16 protein-coding genes and 1 pseudogene are annotated in these 22,419 nt (G+C 73.4%); 7 read left to right on the top strand and 10 right to left on the bottom strand.

Features of this window, described 5'->3' with window-relative positions:
• Positions 1 to 18 precede the first annotated feature (18 nt).
• Positions 19 to 1,284, bottom strand: coding sequence for an erythromycin esterase family protein (locus ACIBI9_RS36340; RefSeq protein ID WP_397228921.1), 1,266 nt, complete (start codon positions 1,282 to 1,284; stop codon positions 19 to 21).
• Positions 1,281 to 2,447: an acetate/propionate family kinase gene (locus ACIBI9_RS36335; protein WP_397228919.1), complete on the bottom strand. Its 1,167-nt coding sequence runs from the start codon at positions 2,445 to 2,447 to the stop codon at positions 1,281 to 1,283. The genes ACIBI9_RS36340 and ACIBI9_RS36335 overlap by 4 nt, the downstream gene beginning before the upstream one ends.
• An 87-nt stretch (positions 2,448 to 2,534) precedes the next feature.
• Between ACIBI9_RS36335 and ACIBI9_RS36330 the strand changes: the two genes are divergently transcribed.
• The 4 genes from ACIBI9_RS36330 to ACIBI9_RS36315 are packed head-to-tail and all read left to right on the top strand — an operon-like array spanning position 2,535 to position 6,562.
• Positions 2,535 to 3,023, top strand: coding sequence for a (2Fe-2S)-binding protein (locus ACIBI9_RS36330; protein WP_397228917.1), 489 nt, complete (start codon positions 2,535 to 2,537; stop codon positions 3,021 to 3,023).
• A complete protein-coding gene (locus ACIBI9_RS36325) occupies positions 3,020 to 3,988 on the top strand; it encodes an FAD binding domain-containing protein (RefSeq protein WP_397228915.1) in 969 nt (322 codons plus the stop codon). The genes ACIBI9_RS36330 and ACIBI9_RS36325 overlap by 4 nt, the downstream gene beginning before the upstream one ends.
• Positions 3,985 to 6,015 (top strand): xanthine dehydrogenase family protein molybdopterin-binding subunit, encoded by a 2,031-nt coding sequence (locus tag ACIBI9_RS36320; protein WP_397228913.1) that lies wholly within the window; start codon positions 3,985 to 3,987, stop codon positions 6,013 to 6,015. The genes ACIBI9_RS36325 and ACIBI9_RS36320 overlap by 4 nt, the downstream gene beginning before the upstream one ends.
• A 46-nt stretch (positions 6,016 to 6,061) precedes the next feature.
• Positions 6,062 to 6,562: a DUF6328 family protein gene (locus ACIBI9_RS36315; RefSeq protein WP_397228911.1), complete on the top strand. Its 501-nt coding sequence runs from the start codon at positions 6,062 to 6,064 to the stop codon at positions 6,560 to 6,562.
• Here the strand turns inward: ACIBI9_RS36315 and ACIBI9_RS36310 are convergent.
• The 7 genes and pseudogenes from ACIBI9_RS36310 to ACIBI9_RS36280 all read right to left on the bottom strand — a co-directional run bounded on the left by ACIBI9_RS36310 (position 6,511) and on the right by ACIBI9_RS36280 (position 14,269).
• Positions 6,511 to 6,828 carry a cation:proton antiporter gene (locus ACIBI9_RS36310; protein WP_397228909.1) on the bottom strand — a complete coding sequence of 106 codons (318 nt, stop codon included), beginning with the start codon at positions 6,826 to 6,828 and terminating at the stop codon, positions 6,511 to 6,513. The genes ACIBI9_RS36315 and ACIBI9_RS36310 overlap by 52 nt on opposite strands.
• Positions 6,825 to 7,085: a monovalent cation/H+ antiporter complex subunit F gene (locus ACIBI9_RS36305; protein ID WP_397228907.1), complete on the bottom strand. Its 261-nt coding sequence runs from the start codon at positions 7,083 to 7,085 to the stop codon at positions 6,825 to 6,827. Before ACIBI9_RS36305 ends, ACIBI9_RS36310 begins: the two co-directional genes overlap by 4 nt.
• Complete coding sequence (locus tag ACIBI9_RS36300) at positions 7,082 to 7,549, bottom strand: Na+/H+ antiporter subunit E (RefSeq protein ID WP_397229015.1); 468 nt, start codon at positions 7,547 to 7,549, stop codon at positions 7,082 to 7,084. The genes ACIBI9_RS36305 and ACIBI9_RS36300 overlap by 4 nt, the downstream gene beginning before the upstream one ends.
• 42 nt (positions 7,550 to 7,591) lie before the next feature.
• Positions 7,592 to 9,133, bottom strand: a pseudogene (locus ACIBI9_RS36295) (Na+/H+ antiporter subunit D); the annotation flags it as partial.
• 45 nt (positions 9,134 to 9,178) lie between these two features.
• Positions 9,179 to 10,003 carry a Na(+)/H(+) antiporter subunit C gene (locus tag ACIBI9_RS36290; protein WP_397228905.1) on the bottom strand — a complete coding sequence of 275 codons (825 nt, stop codon included), beginning with the start codon at positions 10,001 to 10,003 and terminating at the stop codon, positions 9,179 to 9,181.
• Positions 10,000 to 12,726, bottom strand: a complete 2,727-nt coding sequence (locus ACIBI9_RS36285; protein WP_397228903.1) for a Na+/H+ antiporter subunit A — start codon at positions 12,724 to 12,726, stop codon at positions 10,000 to 10,002. Before ACIBI9_RS36285 ends, ACIBI9_RS36290 begins: the two co-directional genes overlap by 4 nt.
• Before the next feature lie 136 nt (positions 12,727 to 12,862).
• Positions 12,863 to 14,269, bottom strand: a complete 1,407-nt coding sequence (locus ACIBI9_RS36280; RefSeq protein WP_397228901.1) for an alpha/beta hydrolase — start codon at positions 14,267 to 14,269, stop codon at positions 12,863 to 12,865.
• Between the two features lie 276 nt (positions 14,270 to 14,545).
• Here ACIBI9_RS36280 and ACIBI9_RS36275 point away from each other — a divergent pair, with 276 nt between their 5' ends.
• The 3 genes from ACIBI9_RS36275 to ACIBI9_RS36265 are packed head-to-tail and all read left to right on the top strand — an operon-like array spanning position 14,546 to position 21,443.
• Positions 14,546 to 16,165, top strand: a complete 1,620-nt coding sequence (locus ACIBI9_RS36275) for a TIGR02677 family protein (protein WP_397228899.1) — start codon at positions 14,546 to 14,548, stop codon at positions 16,163 to 16,165.
• Positions 16,162 to 17,370, top strand: coding sequence for a TIGR02678 family protein (locus ACIBI9_RS36270; protein ID WP_397228897.1), 1,209 nt, complete (start codon positions 16,162 to 16,164; stop codon positions 17,368 to 17,370). Before ACIBI9_RS36275 ends, ACIBI9_RS36270 begins: the two co-directional genes overlap by 4 nt.
• A complete protein-coding gene (locus ACIBI9_RS36265) occupies positions 17,367 to 21,443 on the top strand; it encodes a TIGR02680 family protein (RefSeq protein ID WP_397228895.1) in 4,077 nt (1,358 codons plus the stop codon). The genes ACIBI9_RS36270 and ACIBI9_RS36265 overlap by 4 nt, the downstream gene beginning before the upstream one ends.
• Here ACIBI9_RS36265 and ACIBI9_RS36260 read toward each other — a convergent pair whose 3' ends face one another.
• Positions 21,444 to 22,397 carry a carbohydrate kinase gene (locus tag ACIBI9_RS36260; RefSeq protein WP_397228893.1) on the bottom strand — a complete coding sequence of 318 codons (954 nt, stop codon included), beginning with the start codon at positions 22,395 to 22,397 and terminating at the stop codon, positions 21,444 to 21,446.
• Between the last annotated feature and the right edge of the window lie 22 nt (positions 22,398 to 22,419).

Raw genomic sequence — 22,419 nt, 5'->3', positions numbered from 1 at the left:
ACCTGGCACCGACAAAGGTCACATGGCGGTCGGGTATGTCTCCGGCTCGGTGTCGCCCCACGGCTCGCCGTGCAGCGGGTGCAGCGCCCTGGTCTCGTCCAGCCAGATGAACGCGTCGTAGCGGCCGCCCACCACCGTGGGCACGTAGTTGCCCCTGAGCTCCCGCTCGGGGTGGTACACGACGCCGACCGCGCGCTGGCCCATCGGCTCGTCGTACCAGGAGGGCCTCGACCACTTGGGCGGGACCACGAACAGGACCTCGGGCTCGACGACGGCCTCGTGCAGCAGCGCCTCCAGCGACGCGGGCCGTGCCGGCGGCACCCGCATGACGTGGTGCTGCGAGCCCCAGGCGGTCGCGGCCACCACGGACCCGTGATGGGTGCCGAACCCCACCAGCACCGCGTCGTCACCGTACCGCTCCCGGGCCAGCTGCCCGAGGCTGGTCATGCCCGCGGCGGCCATGTCCGTGGCGCGGGCGTCGCCCACGTGGGTGTTGTGCGCCCACACCACGCCCTTGGCGTTGGAGAAGTCCGCGAGCCGGGCCATGGTGTCGGCCATGTGGACGTCCCTGACGTTCCAGGACTCGGGGCCGCCGCGCATCATGGAGCGGTAGTAGCGCTCGGCCCCGGCCACGACCTCGGCGTTCTGGCGCGCGCTGAAGCCCTGCTCGTCCTCGGGCACCGCGCGGACCATGGCCTGGAGCAGCTGCACGACCTCGTCCTCGCAGCCCTCCGGGACCAGCCGGGTGGCCAGGCCGTACTGCTGCGGGTCGTGGCCGTAGGACTCGAAGCAGTACAGCGCGTCGACGATCGGCTCCATCTCGTGCGGCAGCCGGGCGGCGGCGTAGCGGCGCACGGCGCGCAGCGAGTCCCACAGGCTGTAGACGTCCAGGCCGTGGAAGCCGCAGCGCTCCTCCCGCGGCAGCGCGGCGTTGTAGCGCCGCAGCCACCGGCAGAACTGCACGACCTCCTCGTTGGCCCACATGAACGTCGGCCAGCGCTCGAACGTGTAGAGGGCCTCGAAGGGATCGGTGTCGCCGGTCACGGCCCGATGCACCCGTTCGCAGTCGGGCCAGTCGCCCTCGACCCCGACGAAACCGAATCCCTTCTCGGCGATCAGCCGGCGGGTCAGCTCCGCCCGCCAGGTGTAGAAGTCGTGCGTCCCGTGGCTGGCCTCGCCGATCAGCACGAACCTCGCCTCGCCCACGCGCTCCATCAGCGGGTCGAGGTCCCCCGGGCCGGTCAGCGGCAGCGCCGAGTGACGTACCTCGTCGAGAACCGTCATTCGTCCTCCTCCGCGAGCACGCGCAGGCATTCGCGGGCCAGCTGGAGCTCCTCGCGCACCTGCACCACCATGACGGGCACGGCCGCGTCGTACGCGCTGACCGGCCCGTCGTCGTGGCGGTTGCCGAGCGCGGGAGGCTCGATGCCGAGCAGCCCGAGCCGGGCGCAGACGGCCTCCCGCACCTCGGGCTGGTCCCAGCCGATCTCCCCGGTGAACACCAGCGCGTCGATCCGCCCCAGCGAGGTGGCCGCGGCGGCGATCTCCCTGCCCACTCGGTGGCTGAACACCTCCAGCGCCAGCTCCGCGGCCGAGTCGCCCTCCCGCGCGGCCGCCACGAGCTCGCGCGTGTCCCCCGAGAAGCCGCCCGACAGCCCCAGCAGGCCCGATCGGCGCTCCAGCCCCTCGCTGAGCTCCGCCACCGTGAGCCGGCCCGACCCCAGCAGCCACATCAGCATCCCGGGATCCACGCTGCCCGAGCGCCTCGACATGGGCAGCCCCTCCAGCGGGGTGAAGCCCATCGAGGTGTCCAGGCTGCGCCCGCCCGACACCGCGCACACCGAGCAGCCGCCGCCCAGGTGCGTCAGCACGAGGTCCAGCTCCGCCAGCGGCCGGCCGAGCAGCTCGGCCACCCGGTCGGCCGCCCACGCGTACGAGATGCCGTGGAAGCCGTAGCGGCGCAGCCCGTACCGCTCCCGCCAGGACAGCGGCAGCGCGTAGACCGCGGCCTCCTCCGGCAGGCCGGCGTGGAAGGCGGTGTCCGGGCAGAGCACGTGCGGCAGGGCAGGCAGCTCAGCGCGGGCCGCGTCCAGCAGGGCCAGCGCGGGCGGCAGGTGCAGCGGCGCCAGGCTCGTCAGGCCGCGCAGTCCCTCGGCCGTCTCGTCGTCGGCCACCGCCGGGGCGCGGACGAGATCGCCGCCGTGCACGAGGCGGTGCGCCACGGCGCGGATGTCGCGCCCGAAGTGCCCGCCGAGGAACGACGACAGCTCCCGCCTGGCCGAGCCGGGGTCGACGGCGCGCTCGGTGTGCACGCAGTCCAGTACGCAACCGCCCTCCACCAGGTCCAGGCGGAAGCTCGACGACCCGGCGTTGACAGTGAGTATCGCCGCCGACTCCGTCACCTGCTCGTCGATCGACACCCCCATGTCCGCTCGGCTACCCCTCATCGCACGTACAAAACGGACACCACCCGGAGGGTCGCGCTTTACCGCGCTCAGAGGTTGGCTCGTCTGGAGGTCGGGTAGTCGTGCGCCATGGACATCACCCTGAAGGTGAACGGCTCGTCACGCTCTGTGCATGTGGATCCCCGGATGTCGCTGCTCGACCTGCTCCGCGAACGGCTGGGCCTGATCGGCGCCAAGAAGGGCTGCGACCACGGCCAGTGCGGGGCCTGCACGGTCCTGATCGACGGGCGGCGGGCCAACTCCTGCCTGGCGCTGGCGGTGGCGATGGACGGCTCGGAGATCGTCACCGTCGAGGGACTGACGGAGGGTGACGATCTGCACCCGCTGCAGGCCGCGTTCATCGAGCACGACGCCTTCCAGTGCGGCTACTGCACGCCGGGGCAGCTCTGCTCGGCGGTGGGGATGCTGGGCGAGCCGGGCCCGAGCGCGGTCACCGGCGATCTCCGCGAGGATCCCGGCCTGACGCCGGAGGAGATCAGGGAGCGCATGAGCGGCAACCTGTGCCGGTGCGGCGCCTACGTCAACATCGTCAGCGCGATCGCCGAGGTCGCGCCGTGAAACTCTTCGAGTACGCCCGGGCGGGCAGCGCGGCGGACGCGGTGCGCAGCTTCGGGCCGGGCGCCATGTACCTGGGCGGCGGCACCAACCTGGTGGACCTCATGCGACTGGGCGTGGCCGAGCCGGACCGCCTGGTGGACGTCGCCAAGCTGCCGCTCGACGCCATCGAGCAGACCGGGGACCGGGTCCGCGTCGGCGCCGCCGTACGCAACAGCGATCTGGCGGCCCACCCCCTGGTGCGCTCCCGCTACCCGATGCTGGCCAGGGCGGTGCTGTCCGGCGCCTCCGGACAGGTGCGCAACATGGCCACGGTGGCCGGCAACCTGCTGCAGCGCACCCGCTGCCCGTACTTCCAGGACGTGACCCGGCCGTGCAACAAGCGCCAGCCGGGCTCCGGCTGCCCGGCCATCGAGGGCGACCACACGAACCTGGCGATCCTCGGCACCTCGCACGCCTGCGTGGCCACCCATCCGTCGGACATGGCGGTCGCGCTGGCCGCGCTCGAGGCCGAGGTGCACGTCACCGGCCAGGGTGGTGACAAGATCATCCCGATGCCGGGGCTGCACCGGCTGCCGGCCGACGCGCCCGAGCGGGACACCGTGCTGGAGCCGGGCGACCTGATCACCGCCGTGGAGTTGCCCGCGCCCCCGCCGGGCGCCTCGCTCTACCGCAAGGTACGCGAGCGGGCGTCGTTCGCCTTCGCCCTCGTGTCCATCGCCGCCGTGCTCGATATCCGCGACGGCACCGTCGCCGGCTGCCGCATCGCGCTCGGCGGCGTGGCCCACGCGCCCTGGCGGGCCGAGCGCGCCGAGCAGGTCCTCGTCGGCGGCCCGGCGACCGGTGAGGCGTTCCGCACCGCCGCCGAGGCCGAGCTGGAACGGGCCCGTCCGCTCCCGCGCAACGACTTCAAGGTGCCGCTGGCCCGCAACCTGATCGTCCGCACACTCGAGGAGCTGGCGCCGTGAACCGCGTCGAGGGCCGCGTCAAGGTCGCCGGGCTGGCCACGTACGCCGCCGAATACCCGGTCGAGGGCGTCGCCTACGCCTATCCCGTGCAGTCGCGGATCGCCAAGGGCCGCATCAAGCGCATCGACGGCCGCGACGCGCTCGCCATGCCCGGCGTGCTGGCCGTGCTGTCCAGCCAGGACCCGCCCCGGCTGGGCCCGGCCGCCGAGGGCGAGCTGGCGCTGTTCCAGAGCCGGGAGGTCGCCTACCGCGGCCAGTTCGTGGCCGCCGCCGTGGCCGACACCTACGAGAACGCCCGCGCCGCCGCCGACGCGATCGTCGTCGAGTACGAGCAGGACATCCACGACGTGGCCCTGCGTGCCGACCACCCCAACCTGTACCAGCCGGAGACCGTCAACCCCGGCTTCCCGTCCGACACCGTGAAGGGCGACGTCGAAGCCGGGCTCAACGCCGCCGAGACCGTCGTCGACGTGACCTACACGACCCCCGTCCTGCACAACAACCCGATGGAGCCGCACGCCGCCCTGGCGCTGTGGGACGGCGAGGGCAGGCTGCTGGTGTACGACACCACGCAGGGCGCGTCCGCGAGCCGTGACCTGATCGCCCGGACCCTCGGCCTGGCCGGCGATCAGGTGCGGGTGGTGTCCCGGCACGTCGGTGGCGGCTTCGGCGCGAAGGGCACCTCCAGGCCGCAGGCCGTGCTGGCCGCCCTGGCCGCCAAGGCCGTCGGACGGCCCGTCAAGATCGCGCTGACCAGGCAGCAGATGTTCGACGTCACCGGCTATCGCACGCCCACGATCCAGCGGCTGCGGCTCGGCGCGGACGCCGACGGCCGGCTCACGGCGCTGGAGCACGTGGCCTACGAGCAGAGCTCGACGCTGGTGGAGTTCGCCGAGCAGACCGCGACCCCGGCCCGCGTCATGTACGCCACGCCCGCGCTGCGCACGGCCCACCGGCTCGTCCGGCTGGACGTCGCCACCCCGTCGTGGATGCGCGCCCCGGGCGAGTGCCCCGGCATGTACGCGCTGGAGTCCGCCATGGACGAGCTGGCCTGCGCCGCCGGCATCGACCCGATCGAGCTGCGCGTCGTCAACGAGCCGGAGACGGAGCCGGACAGCGGCCTGCCGTTCAGCTCCCGCAACCTGGTCGCCTGCCTGCGCGAGGGCGCCCGCCGCTTCGACTGGGACCGGCGCGACCCCGAGCCGGGGCGCAGCCGGGAGGGCGAGTGGCTGATCGGCACCGGCGTGGCCGCCTCCACCTACCCGGCCAGGCGCCGGCCGTCGAAGGCCGTCGTCACCATGCGTCAGGGCGACTTCCTCGTGCAGGTGGCCGCCGCCGACATCGGCACGGGCGCGCGTACCGCGCTGGCCGGGATCGCGGCCGGCGCGCTGGGCGTCGCGCCCGACCGGGTGCACGTCGAGCTGGGCGACAGCGACCTGCCGGAGGCCCCGCTCGCGGGCGGCTCCATGGGCACGGCCTCGTGGGGCTCGGCGATCGTGCGCGCCTGCGAGCACCTCAAGGTGAACGGCACGGTGGGCCGCGCCGACACCACCGAGGAGGTCGAGCGGGACGCGGAGCTGTCCAGGCACGCCTTCGGCGCCCAGTTCGCCGAGGTACGGGTCAACTCCGTGACCGGCGAGGTACGGGTGTCGCGCCTGCTCGGCGTCTTCGCCGCGGGCCACATCCTGGACGCCGAGCTGGCCAGGTCGCAGTTCGTCGGGGGCATGACGATGGGCATGGGGATGGCGCTGATGGAGGAGACGTACACCGACGAGGAGTTCGGCGGCTTCCTCCGGCGTGACCTGGCCCAGTACCACGTGCCCGCCTGCGCCGACGTGGAGCGGATCGAGGCGGTCTGGCTGGATGAGGAGGACGGCGACCTCAACCCCATGGGCAGCAAGGGCATCGGCGAGATCGGCATCGTCGGGACGGCCGCCGCCATCGGCAACGCCGTGCACCACGCCATCGGCCACCGCGTGCGCGATCTCCCCATCACCCCGGCCAAGATCCTTCGGGCGAGGTTTTAGCGCGCCCCGCCGAGGAAGGAGGAGTCTTTCGGCGGCAGGAGGCGATGTGCGGAACGAGTCGGAGCAGGAGCGCGCGGACCGGAACTTCGTGGAGCTCTTACAGGGCGCGCGCGTGGCGGTGACCGGGGTGCAGGTGCTGTTCGCGTTCCTGCTCACCGTGCCTTTCTCGGTCGGTTTCGCCAGGCTGGACCTGGCCGACCGGTGGCTGTTCTACGTGGCGCTGGTCAGCGCGGCGGTCGCGTCCATCTGCTACATCGCGCCGACCGCCCAGCACCGCGTGCTGTTCCGGCAGGGGCGCAAGGAGACCCTGGTACGGCGCTCCAACCTCTACGGCATCCTGGGCGCGCTCGCGCTGGCCCTGTCCATGACCGCGGCCACCATGCTCGTGATCGACTACCTGTTCGGCTCCCCCCTGGGCTGGATCACCGGCGGGATCCTGGCCGCGCTGGCCCTGTGGACCTGGTTCGGCCAGGCGGCGCTCAACCGCTCGGACGATCAGTCCTCGGAGGGGAGCTCGGTGTCGTCGTCCGCGCGCTCGCGCGAGTAGGCGCCCCGCGCCACCACGTACGCCGCCACCGACACGGTGATCACCTGGGAGATGCCCGCCAGCAGCAGCGGCCCGGCGTTCGCCCAGGTGGGCCGGTGCAGCCACATGGCCAGCAGCACCAGCAGCACGCCGAGCACCTGCGGTTTGGTGCCCGCGTGCATGCGGTCCAGCGTGGTGCGGAACCGGACGAGCCCGGCCCCGGCCGACAGCGCCAGCGCCGCGCCCAGCAGCAGGCAGGCCGCCGCCGCCATGTCCAGCCAGCTCACCGGGACCTCCCCGAGAAGAAGCGGGCCAGCGACACCGACCCGACGAACCCCAGCAGCGACAGCACCAGCAGGATCGGCAGGTCCGAATAGTCGTCCCTGACCACGGCGAACGCCCCGACGCCGCACATGCACAGCGACGTCATCACGTCGACCGCGACGGCCCGGTCCAGCATCGTGGGACCGCGCGCCACCCGGTAGAGCGTGGCCGCCGCCGCGCATCCGAGCAGCCCCAGCGTCACGAGGTACACCACGTTCACGGCAGCTCCTCCCGGTCCCGCCCGGTGCCGAACGCCGCCACGATGCGCGACTCCAGCGCGGCCACGTCCGCCCGCACCGCCTCGGTGACGTCTCCCGGACGCCCCAGCACGTGCAGGACCAGCTCGCGCTCCTCGGGGTAGGCCTCCACGACGAGGCTGCCGGGCACGGTCGACAGCGCGACCATGATCATCACGGTCATGGACTCCGACGACGTACGCAGCCGTACCCGGACGATCTGGGTGGGCGGCACGCCGGGCCGCACCACCCAGACCACCACCCGCACGGTCGAGACCACCAGGTCCCGGCCGAACCAGAGCAGGAAGTCCACCAGCGCCACCGGACGGATCCTGATGCCCGGGTCGAGGACGGGCAGCGGCAGCAGCCACGTCACCACCAGCGCGACCGCGAGGCCGCCCAGCACATTGCCGGGCGACAGCTCGCCCCACAACGTCACCCACACCACCGCCAGCCAGGCGATCAGCGCCAGCCGCGACGTCACGGCCGCCCCCCCGAGGACGGCCGTGACGTACGGCTCGCGCGCCATCAGCTCGGCGGCCGCCCGGTGCACGAACGCCGACAGCGGCCCGGCCAGCACCGTGAACGACAGGCCGATCACGACCAGCGCCGCCACCGACCCCGTCAGCGCCCCCGGGACGGCCGTCGTCGTGACGGTCGGGTCCTCGCCGGTGTACTCCTCGCTCTCCACGACCGTGCCCACCCGGACGGCCCGCGGGCCGCGCCAGAACGCCTTGCTCCACGTCTGGGCCACGGCGTACAGGGTGAGCAGGCTCGTCACCAGGCCCCCGGCCACGAGGGCGACGGACAGCGGGCGGCCGTCGGCCAGGCCGGCCTGCACCAGCATCAGCTTGCCGAGGAAGCCGGACATGGGCGGGATGCCCGACAGGTTCATCGCCGGCACGAAGAACAGCACGGCCAGCAGCGGCGCGGTCGTCATCAGGCCGCCGAGCCCGTTCACCGAGGTGGTGCCGGTGCGCCGCTCCACCAGTCCGGTCACCAGGAACAGGGTCGTCTGCACGGTGATGTGGTGCACCACGTAGAAGATCGCCCCGGCCAGCCCGGCCACCGTGGACAGGGCGACGCCGAACACCATGTAACCGATGTGGCTGACCAGCGTGAACGAGAGCATGCGCTTGAGGTCGGTCTGCGCGACCGCGCCCAGCACGCCCGCCAGCATCGTGGCCAGCGCCACCCACATGAGCAGCGTCGACACCGGCCCGCCCGGGAACAGCAGCGCCTCCAGACGCACGATCGAGTAGACGCCGACCTTGGTCAGCAGGCCGGCGAACACGGCCGTGGCCGGGGCGGGCGCGGTGGGATAGGAGTCCGGCAGCCAGGCCGACATGGGGAAGATCGCCGCCTTGATGCCGAACGCGAGCAGCAGCGTCAGCTCCACCAGCAGCGCCACCTGCACCGGCAACGTGGCGAACCGCTCGGCGAGCTGGGCCATCGACAGCGTCCCGGTGGCCGCGTACGTGACTGCCAGCGCGATCAGGAACAGCATCGACGAGGCCAGGGCCATCAGCGTGTACGTGGCGCCCGCCCGGATCCTGGACTCGGTGCCGCCGAAGGTGAGCAGCACGTACGAGCCGCTCAGCAGCAGCTCGAACGCCACATACAGGTTGAACAGGTCACCCGACAGGAACGCGTCCGCGACGCCGGCCACCATGACCAGGAACGCCGGATGGAAGATCGCCATGGGGGCGTCGTGCTCCTGCGCGGCGTAGGCGTTGGCGACCGAGTACACCATGACGCAGAACGTCACCGCCGACGACACCAGCAGCACCAGCGTGGACAGGCGGTCGGCCACCAGGCAGATGCCGACGGGCGCCGGCCAGCCGCCCAGCTCGGTGACCAGCGGGCCGCGGCTGTCGGCGGCGACCAGCAGCAGCGCCGAGACGACGACCGAAATGGCCAGGGTGACCAGGCTGATGAGCGACTGCAGCCGGCGCAGCCGCCCCCCGATCGCCAGCTTCACGCCGGCGGCCAGGAGCGGCAGCAGCACGGGCACGCAGATCAGCCTCTCCACGGGGTCAGCCCTCGCCTTCCGGCTCGGGCACGCGGCTCCTCATCCTCAGTCCTCGCCTTCCAGCTCGGGGTCCTGCGCGAGGGCCTGCCGTTCCCGCTCCTCCCTGATGGCCGCCCGCATCTGCCTGCGTGCCTCCCGCTGCCGTGCCTTGAGCTTGCGCCGCATCGCCCGCTCCCTGGCCGCCTGCTCCTCCCGGCCCCGCGCGTGCTGCTCGCGCAGCTGCTCGATGCGCTCGACGTTGTCCAGGGCGGCGTTGTCCAGTGCGGCCGCGTCCTCGCGCCGCCCCGCCTCCTCGAAGCGCAGGTGCACCTCCTCCTCGGTCAGCCCCTCCCGCCGCCGCTCGTGCATCCACCGTTCGAGCTCGTCGTGCACCCTGGAGATGCGCTGCTCCAGGTCGGCCTCCTGCAACCGCTCGCGTTCGGCCTGCTCGGCCGCGAGCTTGGCCAGCTCGGCGCGCTGCTCGGCGACCAGCCGCCGGTAGGCGTCCCGCCGGGCGCGTACGGCGTCGCTCAGCTCGCCGCGCCGGGCGCGCAGCCGTACGCGGCGGTCCTCGGTGTCGTCCTGGACCTCGTCGCTCCCGGACAGCTGCCATGACCGGTGCGCCAGTGCCAGCAGGAACGCCGTCACCCCCAGGGTGATCACGATCGCGGTGAGAACCATGGCCTGCGGCAGCGGGTCGGCCCGCCCGCGGACGTCCACGAAGGGCGGGCGGCCCGGGTCGCCGCCCGCGGTGACGATCAGCAGGTTGACGCCGTTGCCCAGGAGGATGACGCCGGCCAGCACCCGTACCAGGCTCCGCTCCAGCAGCAGCGTGACCCCGGTCGCGACCATCGCGAAGCAGGCCAGGAAGGGCAGCAGGGTGACGGTCACGCGCTCTCCTGCCGGTCCAGCTCGGCGCCGAGGGAGCGCAGGATGTCCTGGACCATGCCGACGACGGACACGTACACGCCGAGGTCGAACAGCAGCCCCGTGGAGACGTGCAGGTGCCCGATCAGGGGCACGCTCACGTCCACGGCCAGCAGGTCCAGCGCCGCCCGCCCGAACAGCAGCCCGATCAGCGCCGTGCCCGCCGACAGCGTGAGCCCGGCGCCCATGAGCACCCCGGCGTGCACCGGGACGGCGGCGGCCAGCTCGTTCCGCCCGCCCGCCAGGTAGCGCACGGTGATCGCCAGCCCGGCCACGATGCCGCCGGCGAACCCGCCGCCGACCTCGCTGTGCCCGATGAACAGCAGGAACACCGAGAGCACCAGCACTGTGTGGAACGTCAGCCGGGCCACCACCTCGAACGCCAGCGCCCGCTGCCCGCGCGGCAGCGTGGCCGACAGCCAGCGGGTGCGCTCGGCGCGCGCCGTCGCGACCGGCTCGATGTGGTACGACCTGCGCCGCAGGAACACCAGGCTCGTCACGCCCAGGGTCAGCACGACGAGCACCGTGCTCTCGCCCATGGTGTCCCAGGCGCGCAGGTCGACGATGAGGGCGCTGACCATGTTCCTGGCGCCGGCCTGCTCAGCGGACGCCTCCATGTGCGCGCCGATCGGCTCGGCGGTCCGCGCGCCCATCGCCAGCATGCCCGCGCCCGTGACCACCACCCCCACGGCCAGCCCGAGCGCCATCCTGAACGGGAACGGCAGCCGCCCCCTGACCGGGCCGAGCGGCAGCCGCCGCAGCACCAGCGCGAACATGACCAGGCTCACCGTCTCGGCCAGGAACTGGGTGAGCGCCAGGTCGGGCGAGCCGTGCGCGAGGAACAGCAGCGCCGTGCCGTACCCGGTGAGACCGATGATCAGGGCCAGCAGGATGAACGCGCGGGCGAACAGCGCCAGCACGGCCGCCGCCACCGTCAGGACGGCGACGACGGGCTGCTCGGGGCGCTGCCAGAGGACGACGGGCACGCCGAGGTGGGGCGGGCCGCCGTAGACGAGGGAGAACACGCCGACGCCGATCGCGGCCAGCAGGGTGAGCGTCAGGTAGTCGGGTACGGATCCGCGCTGGATGAGGCCGGTGAGCTGGATGGCGAAGCGGTCTAGGCGTTGCACGAGCGCCCAGAAGAGCTGCCCGGAGTCGACCACGTGCAACGCCGCCCCCGCCTTGGCCACGGGCTCCCTGGCCAGGAACAGCGCCACCCCGGCCGCCACCGACACCGCCGACAGCAGGAGCGGCAGGGTGAAACCACCCCACGGCACCAGATGGACGTCATACCCCTTAATGCGAAATGTCCCGATATATCCGGAAAAGGCGGAGGTGAACCGCCCGGCGAACGGCACCAGGACCAGCCCGAGCAACGACAGCAGCGCGGCAGGCCCGGTCATGGCCGCGGGCATGCGATGCGTCTCCCGCGCCGCCACCCCCGGTTTGTCGCAGAACGCGCCCCACAGGAACCGCAGGGTGTACGCCGCCGTCAACGCCGACCCGGCCACCACGCCCGCCAGCACGACCGGCGCGCCCATGAGCGCCTCCAGCGCGGCCTCCTTGCCCACGAACCCCGCCAGCGGCGGCAGCCCCGCCATCGACGCCCCCGCCAGCACCGCCACCCCGCACACCCACGGCATCGACCGCCCGACCCCGCTCAGCTCGCGCAGGTCGCGGGTGCCCGCCGCGTGGTCGACGATGCCCACCACCAGGAACAGCGCGGCCTTGAACAAGGCGTGCGCCAGCAGCATGCCCGCGCCGGCCAGCGCCGCGCCCCCGTCGCCCGAGCCGAACAGCACCGTGAGGAGGCCGAGCTGGCCGACCGTGCCGTAGGCGAGCAGCCGCTTGAGGTCCGTCTCGCGCAGCGCCCGCCACCCGCCCAGCACCATCGTGGCCAGGCCGAGCGGCACCGCCACCGCCCGCCAGACCGCCAGGTCCCCGAGCGCGGGGCCGAGCCTGGCCAGCAGGTACACGCCGGCCTTCACCATGGCGGCCGCGTGCAGGTACGCGGAGACGGGGGTGGGGGCGGCCATGGCGGCCGGCAGCCACGTGCTGAACGGGAAGATCGCCGACTTCGTCAGCGCGCCGGCCAGGATGAGCACGACGGTGACGGGGCCCACCTGGGGCGGGTGCGCGACGACGTCCGAGATGCGGTACGTGCCCGCGGCCTGCCCGAGCAGGACGAACCCCGCCAGCATGGACAGGCCGCCGAACGTGGTGACCATCAGCGCCTTCAGGGCGGCCTGCCTGCTCAGCCTGCTCTCGGGGTCGTACCCGATGAGCAGGTAGGAGAAGACGGTGGTCAGCTCCCAGAAGACGTACAGCAGGAGCAGGTTGTCGGCCGCCACCAGCCCCAGCATCGACCCGGCGAAGCCCGTCATGAAGCAGCCGTAGCGCCCGAGGCCCTTGTCGTCCGGGGGGAAGTAGCGGGAGCTGTAGATCATGACCAGCGCGCCCACGCCGGTGACCAGCGACATCATCAGCACGGCCGGCGCGTCGGCGCGGAAGGACAGCTCCAGCCCCAGCGTGGGCGCCCAGGCCGCGCTCTCCCGCGGGGGCAGCCACAGCAGCACGGCGAGGAAGGCGACGCCCGGAGGAAGGGCGAGCACGGCCAGGGACGTGCGCCTGACCAGCCAGGGAGCGCACACCGCCGCCACCGCGTGCAGGACCAGCAGCGACTCCATGGGCTCCTCGGGAGGGACTTTTCCGGCTACGTCCGCCAATCTCTCCCGGTACGGCACGCGCGCCCCGCAGGCGCGACCGTGGTTGACCCGAACGACACCAGTCCCACACCGTGGTGTGGGACTGGTGTCAGGGTACTTACGCGTTGGCGGAGCAGGCTCCGGGCCGCGGCGGGACGACCGTGATCAGGTAGCGGTCGATCTGCCTCTCGACGCAGCTCGAACCGCCGCTGTACGCGGTGTGCCCGTCGGCGTCGTTGGTCAGCAGCACGCCCTTCGACAGCTGGGACGCGAGCGCCTTGGCCAGCCCGTACGGCGTGGCCGGGTCGCGGGTCGTGCCCACCACCACGATCGGCGGCGAGCCCTGGGCCCGCACCTTCTTGGTGAACCTGGTGCCCTTGACCGGCCAGTACGGGCAGCGCGACTCGGGGTGGTCGAGGCAGTTGATCGCCACGAGCGCCTCGTACCGGTTGTCGTAGCTGCCGTCGGCCCGCCGGCCGTTGTAGTCGTCGGCGAGCAGCAGCAGCTTCGTGCCGTCACCCTTGAACGCGTCCGCCAGCGCGACCCGCAGCGTCGGCCAGTAGGCCACCGCATAGAGGGCGTTCATGACACCGGTCCGCACGACGGCCTCGCTGACCTGCCGCCCGTCATAGGTGTTGCGCAGCGGCGCCCGGTCGGCCCGCTTGTAGAGCGTGTCCAGCCGCTTCCACGCCGCGCTGACGGAGTGCTTCTTGAACGGGCAGTCCTTGGCCTTGAAGCAGTCGCGCATGAACGACTCGGTCGCCACCTGGAAGCCCTTGGCCTGCGACTGGGCGAACTCGATGCCGGTCTGGTTCGGGTTCTCGGCGCCGTCGAGCACCATGGCGCGGATCCTCGTGGGGAACAGGTCGGCGTACCTGGCGCCGAGGTAGGTGCCGTACGACCAGCCGAGGTACGTCAGCCGCCGCTCGCCCAGCGCGGCCCGCATCACGTCCATGTCCCTGGCGGACTCGCCGGTGCCGACGTGCGCGAGGAGCTGCTTGCCGGCGTTCTTCGCGCAGGCGCCGGCGAACGCCTTGGCCCACTGCTTGGACTGCTTGACCTCGGTGCGGTTGTCGGGCGTCGGGTCGGTGGCGAAGAGCGCGTCGAGGCCCAGCGTGCCGAGGCAACGCACGGGGGCCGAGGCGCCCACGCCGCGCGGGTCGAAGCTGACCACGTCGAACCGCTGCCTGAGAGAAGGGGACACAACGGTCTTGGCGGCCTTCAACGAATCGACGCCGGAGATGCCCGGACCGCCGAAGTTGAGCACGATCGACCCGATCTTCTTTCCGGTGGCCCGCAACCGGACCAGGCTGATCTTAATCTGCTTGCCGCCGGGCTTCGAATAGTCGAGCGGGACCCGCAATTTCCCGCATTCATATCCGTTGCCGCAGGAGGACCAGGCCACCCGCTGACCGTAATAAGCGTCGAGCCCGCCGGGCTCCGCCGCCCGCGCCGGCCCGGCGAGACCGGCGGCGGCGATCAAGCCTGCGATGGCGGGCGAAATGATGGTGATTAGACGTCGCATGAATAAAACGTGAATGTGAAAGCTTGCGGCGTCCTTTAAGAGCGCTGGCATAGATCCTTTGCAAGCGCGAAGTAATCGCATGGTAGTGCTCGGGCGCCGGATCGCGCCGATTCCGTGTCAGGCGCGGGGACGTGTCGTACCGAACTCCGCCATCCCGGCTCCCGTTCCCATGCGCGCGCCGTACCCTCGTGATCTGCGCGCAAACCGGGGCCGGGTCGTGAGGGCTTCCCGCTACGGTTGCGCGCGTGGGAATCGTGCGGCGAGGGGAGCGGGGCGATGGCTGAGCCGCCACGGGTGCCGCCGGAGATGTTCCGGTTCGCCACCACCGACCGGGCAGACCTGAACACCGCGGTCCTCCACGCCTTCGGCGAGGCGAACGAGCGGCTGGAGACGGCGCTCACCGTGGAGGCGGTGCGGGAGCGGCTGCGGGCGGTGGGCTGGTACGCGCCGGTCGGCGAGCAGGAGCTGACCGCGACGCTCAAGCAGCTCGCGGGGTGGGGGCTGCTCGACGTCATCTTCAACCACGCCGGGAGCTTCGCCACCGCCGAGGAGTACGAGCGCAAGAACCTGCAGTATTCGCTGACCAAGCGAGGCGAGGCGGCCTTCGCCGGCGTGCAGCACGCGATGGCGATGCTGACCTCCGTTGGAGCGTTGCAGACCGCGGTGCTCGACGCGATCGCCGACCGGCTGGCGGAGCTGGAGTCGCTGCTGCGAGATCCGGATCCGGGGCGCAACCGGCGGATCTTCGCGAGCCTGCAGGAGCTCGAAGGCCACCTCGACGGGCTGCGCGACAACACCAGGCGGTTCAACGGCGAGCTGCAGCGGCTGCTGCGCGTCGAGGGGACCGACCTCACCACGTTCCACGAGGTCAAGGGCGCCACCGTGGCCTACCTGCAGGAGTTCGTGACCAATCTGGAGCAGCGCGGCGACACCGTCGCCGCCGCCCTGCGCGCGGTGGCCGGGCACGGGGTCGCCGTCCTGCACGCCCGCGCGCTCGACGGAGCCGACCTGCCGAAGGTGCCGGGCACGGATCACGCCACGCCGTGGCTGGCGGCGCGGGCGGCCAGGTGGGAGGGCCTGTGCCTGTGGTTCGCGCCCGAGGACGGGCCGGACAACGGGCCGGACAACGGGCCGGACGACTGGAGGGTGCCGCGGATCCGCCGGCTTCACGACGTGGCGCGGCGGGCCATCGTGTCGCTGCTGCAGGTGCTCGATCGGATCACCGACTCCCGCCGCCGCTCCTCCAGCGCCGCCGCCGACTTCCGTACGCTGGCCCGCTGGTTCGCGGGTGCCCCGAGCGAGGACGACGCCCACCGGCTGTGGGACGCGGCGTTCGGGCTGGGCCCCGCCCGGCACGCGCACCTGGGGCACGCGGACGCCGAGCTGATCCCGGCCGGGGTGCCCTGGCGGGAGGCCGAGCCCGTGGAGGTGTCGGCGCTGCTGCGCTCGCGCGGGCGTACCGAGCGGATGGGACGCACGGGCAAGGTGCGCGACGTCCTCGCCCTGCGGGCCGAGCGCCGGGAGCGGGCCGGGAAGGAGCGGGCCGAGCTGGAGGCCGCCTGGTCGGCGCTGGTCACCACCGGGGCGACGCGGCTGTCGCAGCTGGGGGAGCTCGACCCCGACACGTTCGGGCGCCTGCTCGACCTGCTCGGCAGGGCCCTGGCCGAGCCGCCCGACTCGACCGGGTTCCGGCGGGCCGTGACCTCGGACGGGCGGGTGGAGATCGTGCTGCGGGCCCCGGAGGACGGCGCGGTGGCGGTCCTGCGTACCTCGGAGGGCTGGTTCCGCGGCCCCGACTACCTCATCGACGTGCGCACGCTGGGGCTCGGCCGGGCGTCTCTCAACGGCGGCGTGGGCGGCTCCCCCGCCTGCCGCGAGCAGGCGGCGGGCGCATGAGCAGCCTGGCCAACCAGCTCGTCAGGGCCGAGAAGGAGGAGATCGCGCGGGCGATCAGGACCCTGCTCGGCACGCCGCTCGTGTCCCTGCACGACGACGCCGCCGCCTTCGACCTGATCAGGAAGCGGCGCCAGCCGCTGATCCAGTGGTTCGACTACTTCTGCGGCTGGCGGCTGGTCGTGGAGCCGCGCCAGGGGTACGCCCGCCTCGTCAAGGTCAGATCAGAGGCGAGCGCCACCCGGCCCGCCCGGCGCCGCCGCACCACCAGGGCACCGTTCGACCGCCGCCGTTACACCCTGCTCTGCCTCTGCGCCGCCGAGCTGCTCACCTCGCCGGTCACCACGATCGGCATGCTCGCCCAGCGCGTGGTCCAGGCCGCCGCCGTGGAAGCGGCGGTGCCCGCGTTCGACCCGGTCAGGAGCGAGGAGCGGGCCGCGTTCGTGGACGCGCTCAAACAGCTGGAGCACTACGGCGCGATCACGGCCATGGACGGCGCGACCGACTCCTACCTCGACGACGAGGACGCCAAGGTGCTCTACCGCGTCGACACCACCCGCGTGATCAGGCTCCTCGCCGCCCCGGTGCCCCCGTCCCGCATCGCCGCCGGGGGCGACGACCCGATGGACCGGGTGCTCGGCACGCTCACCACCGAGCCCCGCTACGGCGGCGACGAGCCGACCGAGACCCAGCGCAACCTGTGGGCCCGGCACTCCCTCATCCGCCGCCTCCTCGACGAGCCCGTCGTCTACCGCGACGAGCTGACCCCCGCGCAGTCGGCCTACGCCGCCTCGCTCACCGGCCGCCAGATCATCCGCCGCGCCGCGGAGGAGGCCGGGTTCGTGCTGGAGGAACGGGCCGAGGGCTTCCTGCTCATCGACACCGACGCCACCGCCACGGACACCAAGTTCCCCGACGACGGCAGCCACGCCAAGGTGGCCGCCCTGCTCATGCTCGACCTGCTCGTCTCCTCCGGCCCCGTCAGGGCCGCCCGGATCGACGCCGAGGCCGCGGAGCTGCTGCGCCGCTTCCCGCAGTGGGCCAAGGCGTACCAGTCCGACGGCGGCGGGCCGCGGCTGGCCGCCGACGCGCTGGAGGTGCTCGAGCTGTTCGGGCTGGCCCGCCGCACGGGTGACCGGGTCGCCGCCCTGCCTGCCGCGGCCCGCTACCGGGTCGACCGCGGCACGGCCGTCCAGGAGGATTCATGACAGTCACGGAGCTCACCGCCGCACTCACCACTGGCACGCGCGCAGCGCAGGGCATGGACGCCCGCTGGGTCCCCGTACGCGCGGGGATCCTGAACGTGTGGCGCTACTACGACGAGGTGTTCGAGTTCCACCGGGGCAGGCTGCTGCTGCGCGGGCCCAACGGCAGCGGCAAGTCCAAGGTGCTGGAGCTGCTGCTCCCGTACGTGCTCGACGCCAGTCTGAAGCCGAGCAGGCTGTCCACGTTCGGCGGCACCGAGCGCACCATGCACTGGAACCTGATGGGCGACGGCGCCACCGGCACCACCCGGGTCGGCTACGTGTGGCTGGAGTTCCGGCACGCCGACGGGCGCTGGTTCACGTGCGGCGCCCGGCTCCAGGCCACCGTCCACACCAAGAACGTCACCGCCGCGTACTTCACGACCGAGGCCCGCGTCGACGCCCCCGACGGCATCCGGCTCACCGGCGAGGGCGGCCAGCCCCTGACCAAGGCCCAGCTCGCCGAGGAGCTCGGCACGTCGGGCCAGGTCCACGAGTCCGCCGACGCCTACCGCGCCGTCGTGCGCCGGACGCTCTACCGGGCGCTCAACGAGCAGCGCTACGACTCGCTCCTCACCGCCCTGCGCCAGCTGCGCACCCCCAAGCTCTCCGAACGCCTCGACCCGGGCCTGCTGTCCGACCTGCTGTCGAGCGCCCTGCCGCCGCTCGGCGAGGGGGAGATCCACGAGATCGCCGAGGGGTTCGAGCGGCTCGACCGCCGGCGGGAGGAGTTGCGGCTGCTCGACCGCGACGTGGAGGAGGCCGACCGGCTGGCCGGCCGCCAGCGCGGCTACGCGCAGCGCGTCCTGCGCGCCGCCGCGGCCGCGGTGACGTCCGCGGGCCACACCCTCGACTCGCTGGCGGCCGAGGCCAAGGCCAAGCGCGAGGCGCTCAAGGAGGTCGAGGGCGAGCTGAACGCCACGACCGTGCGGCTCGGCGAGGAGGAGGCGCAGGAGCTGGCGCTGGCGGCGCAGATCGACGGGCTCAAGGAGAGCGAGGCGTACCGGGCGGGCTCCGAGCTGCACCGGCTCCGCACGGAGGCGCAGGCCGCCCACGAGACGGCCGCCCTGCTCCGCGACCAGGCGGGGGCGGCGGCCCGCTCGGCCACCGCCAGGCAGGAGCTGTCGGCGCTGGCCGAGGCCGCCGCCCGCACCGCCGCCGCGCTCGCGGAACGTTCCAGGACGGAGGCCCGCCACGCGGCCGAACGCGCCGGGCTGCTGGCCGCCCACGAGGAGTCCGACCGAGCCGGGTCCGGCCGGGAGCCGGACGAGGGCGAACAGGGCGTCCGCCCGGTGCACGGCGCGGGCGCCGTGCACCGGGCGCGGGAGCTGCTGCGGGCCGCCGTCACCAGCCGCGCCGCCCAGATCCGGGAGGTACGCGCAGGAGCCGTCGAGCACCAGGAGGCGATCAACCGGCGCACCGCGGCCGAGCAGGACCGCGACCGCGCCCGCGACGACCTCGCCGCCGCCCAGGCCGCCCACGACGAGGCCGAGAGCCTGCGCGACGAGCGGGCCGCCAACCTGGCCGCCGCCCTGTCCGAATGGGCGGCCGGCTGCGCGCAGCTCAAGCTCGACGCCGACGAGCTGGCGGGCCTGGCGGAGCGGTTCGAGCAGGCCGACGAACTGGTGGGCACCGCCCGTACGTCGGCGGCCGTCAAGCTGGCCGCCCGCGAGCAGCACCTGACCGGCCTGCGCGACAAGCTGCTGGCCGAGCGCGCCGAGCTGTCCCGCGAACGCGAACGTCTCAACGACCGGACCGTCCTCGACCCGCCCGCCACGCACGCCCGCGACATGGCCGCCAGGCAGGGACGCCCGGGGGCTCCGCTGTGGCGGGCCGTGGCGTTCAGGTCGGGCCTCGACCCCGTCGCCCAGGCGGGCGTGGAGGCGGCGCTGGAGGCGGCGGGCCTGCTGGACCTGTGGCTGCGCCCGGACGGCGGGTTCGACGCGGGGGAGCACGACGCGTTCGCCGTGGCCGCGCTGGCCAAGCCCGCGCCCGGCTACAGCCTGGCCCACGTGCTGCTCACGGAGGCGGACTCCCCGGTGAAGGCCGACACGGTGCTGGCGGGCATCGCGTTCGCGCCCAGCGCGATCGGCGTCGACCACCCCGCGGTCGTCGGCGCCGACGGCACCTGGCGGCTCGGGCCCGCCGCGGGCCGCTGGGTCAAGCCCGAGCCCTCCTACATCGGCGCCACCGCCCGCGAGCGCGCCAGGCGCCGCCGCGTCGCCGAGCTGGACGACCGGCTCGGCGAGCTCGCGGGCACCGTCGCCGAGTGCGACCACCTGCTCGCCGTGGTCGACGCCGACCGCGACACGCTGGCCGCCGAGCTGCGGCGCCGGCCTGACAGGCAGCCGTACGCGGACGCGCTCGACGCGCTCGACGGGGCGGTGAAGAAGGTCGCGCTGCTGGAGGACCAGCTCCGGGCCTACGAGCAGCGCCTGCACGACCGGGAGAAGGAGGTCGGCAGATCGCTGCGGCGGCTCACCGAACTGGCCGCCGGCCACGCCCTGCCCACGGCGCTGCCCGCGCTCGACAACCTCGAGGAGGCCCTGCGCACCGCCGAGACGACCGGCACCGCCTGGCACGACCGGCGCGCCGACGCCCGCGCCGCCGCGGAGCGTGCCGAGCACGCCGCCGAGACCGCGGGCGAATACCAGGACCTCGCCGTCAGGGCCGTCGAACGCGCCGAGCACGCCGCGGCCGGCGCCGTCACGCTGGCGGAGAAGCTCGCGGCCGTCGAGTCCACGGTCGGCGTCGAGCACCTGCGCGTGCTGGAGCGGCTCCAGGAGACGCAGGCCGCGTACCAGACGTGCCGCCGCCTCATCCGCTCGGTCAACGACGACCTGGCCCGGCTGCACGCCCGGCTCGGCGAGCTCAGGGGCGAGCTGGGCACCGTCGAGGACAAGCACGCCGAGGCGGGGCGGGTACGGGACGAGGTGTCCGAACGCTTCCGTGGCCTGACGTCCGGGCACCTGGCGGCGGACGCGCGGGTGACGGTCGAGCTGGCGCGCGACGCCGGGGTGCGGGCCGTGCTCGTGTCAGCCAGGGCCGTCGCCGAGCAGCTCGCGGCGGTGCCGTACGAGCAGAAGAGCGTCAAGGAGGCGGAGGCGCGGCTGGGGGACGCCTTCCACCACGCCAGGGAGATCCTCGCCGACCGGGCGGACCTGGAGCTGACGCCCGACGAGGACGTCCAGCTGCTGACCGCCACCGTCGCCGGCGTCCGGGCGGGGGCCGCCGCCCTCAGCGAGGCGCTGCGCGAGGAGCGCGACGAGCGGCGCTCGGACATCACGGAGGCGGAGCGGGACCTGTTCGACCGGACGCTGGCCGGTGACACGCGGCGGCACCTCGCCGACCGGATCCGGCAGGCGACCGCGCTGGTGGAGGGCATGAACCAGCGCCTCGAACGCGTCCGCACCGCCTCCCGGGTGGCGGTCCGGCTGGTGTGGCAGGTCGATCCCACGCAGTCGCCCGGCACCCGGGCCGCCCGCGACCTGCTGCTGCGCGACCCGGCCGGGCTGGACGAGGCCGACAGGGAGGCCCTGTACGTCTTCTTCAGGGACCGGGTGGAGGAGGCGCGGGCCGACAACTCGTCGGCGAGCTGGGAGGACCAGCTCATGAAGGTGCTCGACTACACGGCCTGGCACCGGTTCGTGGTCAGGCTGGACCGCGGCGACGGGCAGGGCTGGCAGGACCTCACCAGGAAGCTGCACGGGGCGCTGTCCGGAGGGGAGAAGGCGATCGCGCTGCACCTGCCGCTGTTCGCCGCGGTGGCCGCGCACTACCAGAGCGATCCGGGCTGTCCCCGGTTCATCCTGCTGGACGAGGTGTTCGTGGGGGTGGACAAGACGAACCGGGGGCAGGTGTTCGACCTGCTGGTGAACCTGGGGCTGGATCTGGTGCTCACGTCCGACCACGAGTGGTGCGAATACCGCGAGCTCGACGGGATCGCCGTCCACCAGCTCATCACCGGCGACGGGGACGACGCGGTGACGACCGCCCGCTTCGTCTGGAACGGCTACCGGACGGTCGCGACGGAATGATCACACGGTCCAGGGCGGGTTGGCGCCCGCGACCGAGCACGTCAGTGCCGACACCCTGACCGCGAGCTCGGCCGCCTCCACCGCCGTCTCCAGGTCCAGGCCGTCCAGGCGGCCGCCCAGGAGGCCCTTGGCGGCGAGGCTGTGCAGGAGGCCGGCCGTGAAGGAGTCGCCCGCCCCGACCGTGTCCACCACGTCCACCTTCTGGGCCGGCACCGCCGCCCGCTCGCCGTCCAGGGAGACCAGCGCGCCCGCCGCGCCCCTCGTGACGACGATCAGCCGGGCGCCGGCGTCGTGCCAGGTGTCGCAGGCACGTTCCAGCGGCACGCCGGGCAGCAGGAAGTCCAGGTCGTCCGCGCTGAGCTTGAGGATGTCGGTCCACTCGCACCAGCGCGACACCGGGTAGTCGGCCAGGGAGGCGAGGCTGGGGCGGACATTCGGGTCGATCGAGATCGTGGCGCGCCCGGCGGCCTCCCGCGCGAACGCCTCCACCGCCGTCCGGCCCGGCTCCTTGGCCAGGGCGAGCGATCCGGTGTGCAGGCAGGTGACCGGGCCGAGGCGGTCCAGGTCCAGCTCGTACGGGGTCCACTGCCAGTCGGCGGTGCCGTCGGCGTAGAAGGTGTACTCGGCCTGGCCGCCGGGGTCGAGGGCGGCGACGGCGAGCGTGCTGGGCTCGCCGGCGTCGACGGAGGCCGAGAGGTCCACCCCCGAGGCGGTGAGGTGGCGGCGGAACAGCTCGCCGAACACGTCGCCGGAGATGCGGCCGAGGAAGCGCGTGGGCGTGCCGAGCCGGGCCAGCGCCACCGCCGTGTTCGCGGGGCCGCCGCCCGGCAGGACCCGCAGCGAAAGCTCCACCCCCTCATCGGCCTGCCCGGCCAGGGCGGCGGCGGGGGGCCGGTCGCCGGGGGAGCGGGTGGTGAAGCCGTCGGCGACACACTCGCCCAGGACAGCGATCATCGAGCCTGCCTTTCAGGCACGT

It is taken from the genome of Nonomuraea sp. NPDC050451 (genome assembly GCF_044458585.1).
The sequence above is the reverse complement of the archived record's forward strand: the minus strand, read 5'-3'. Positions and strand labels throughout refer to the sequence as shown.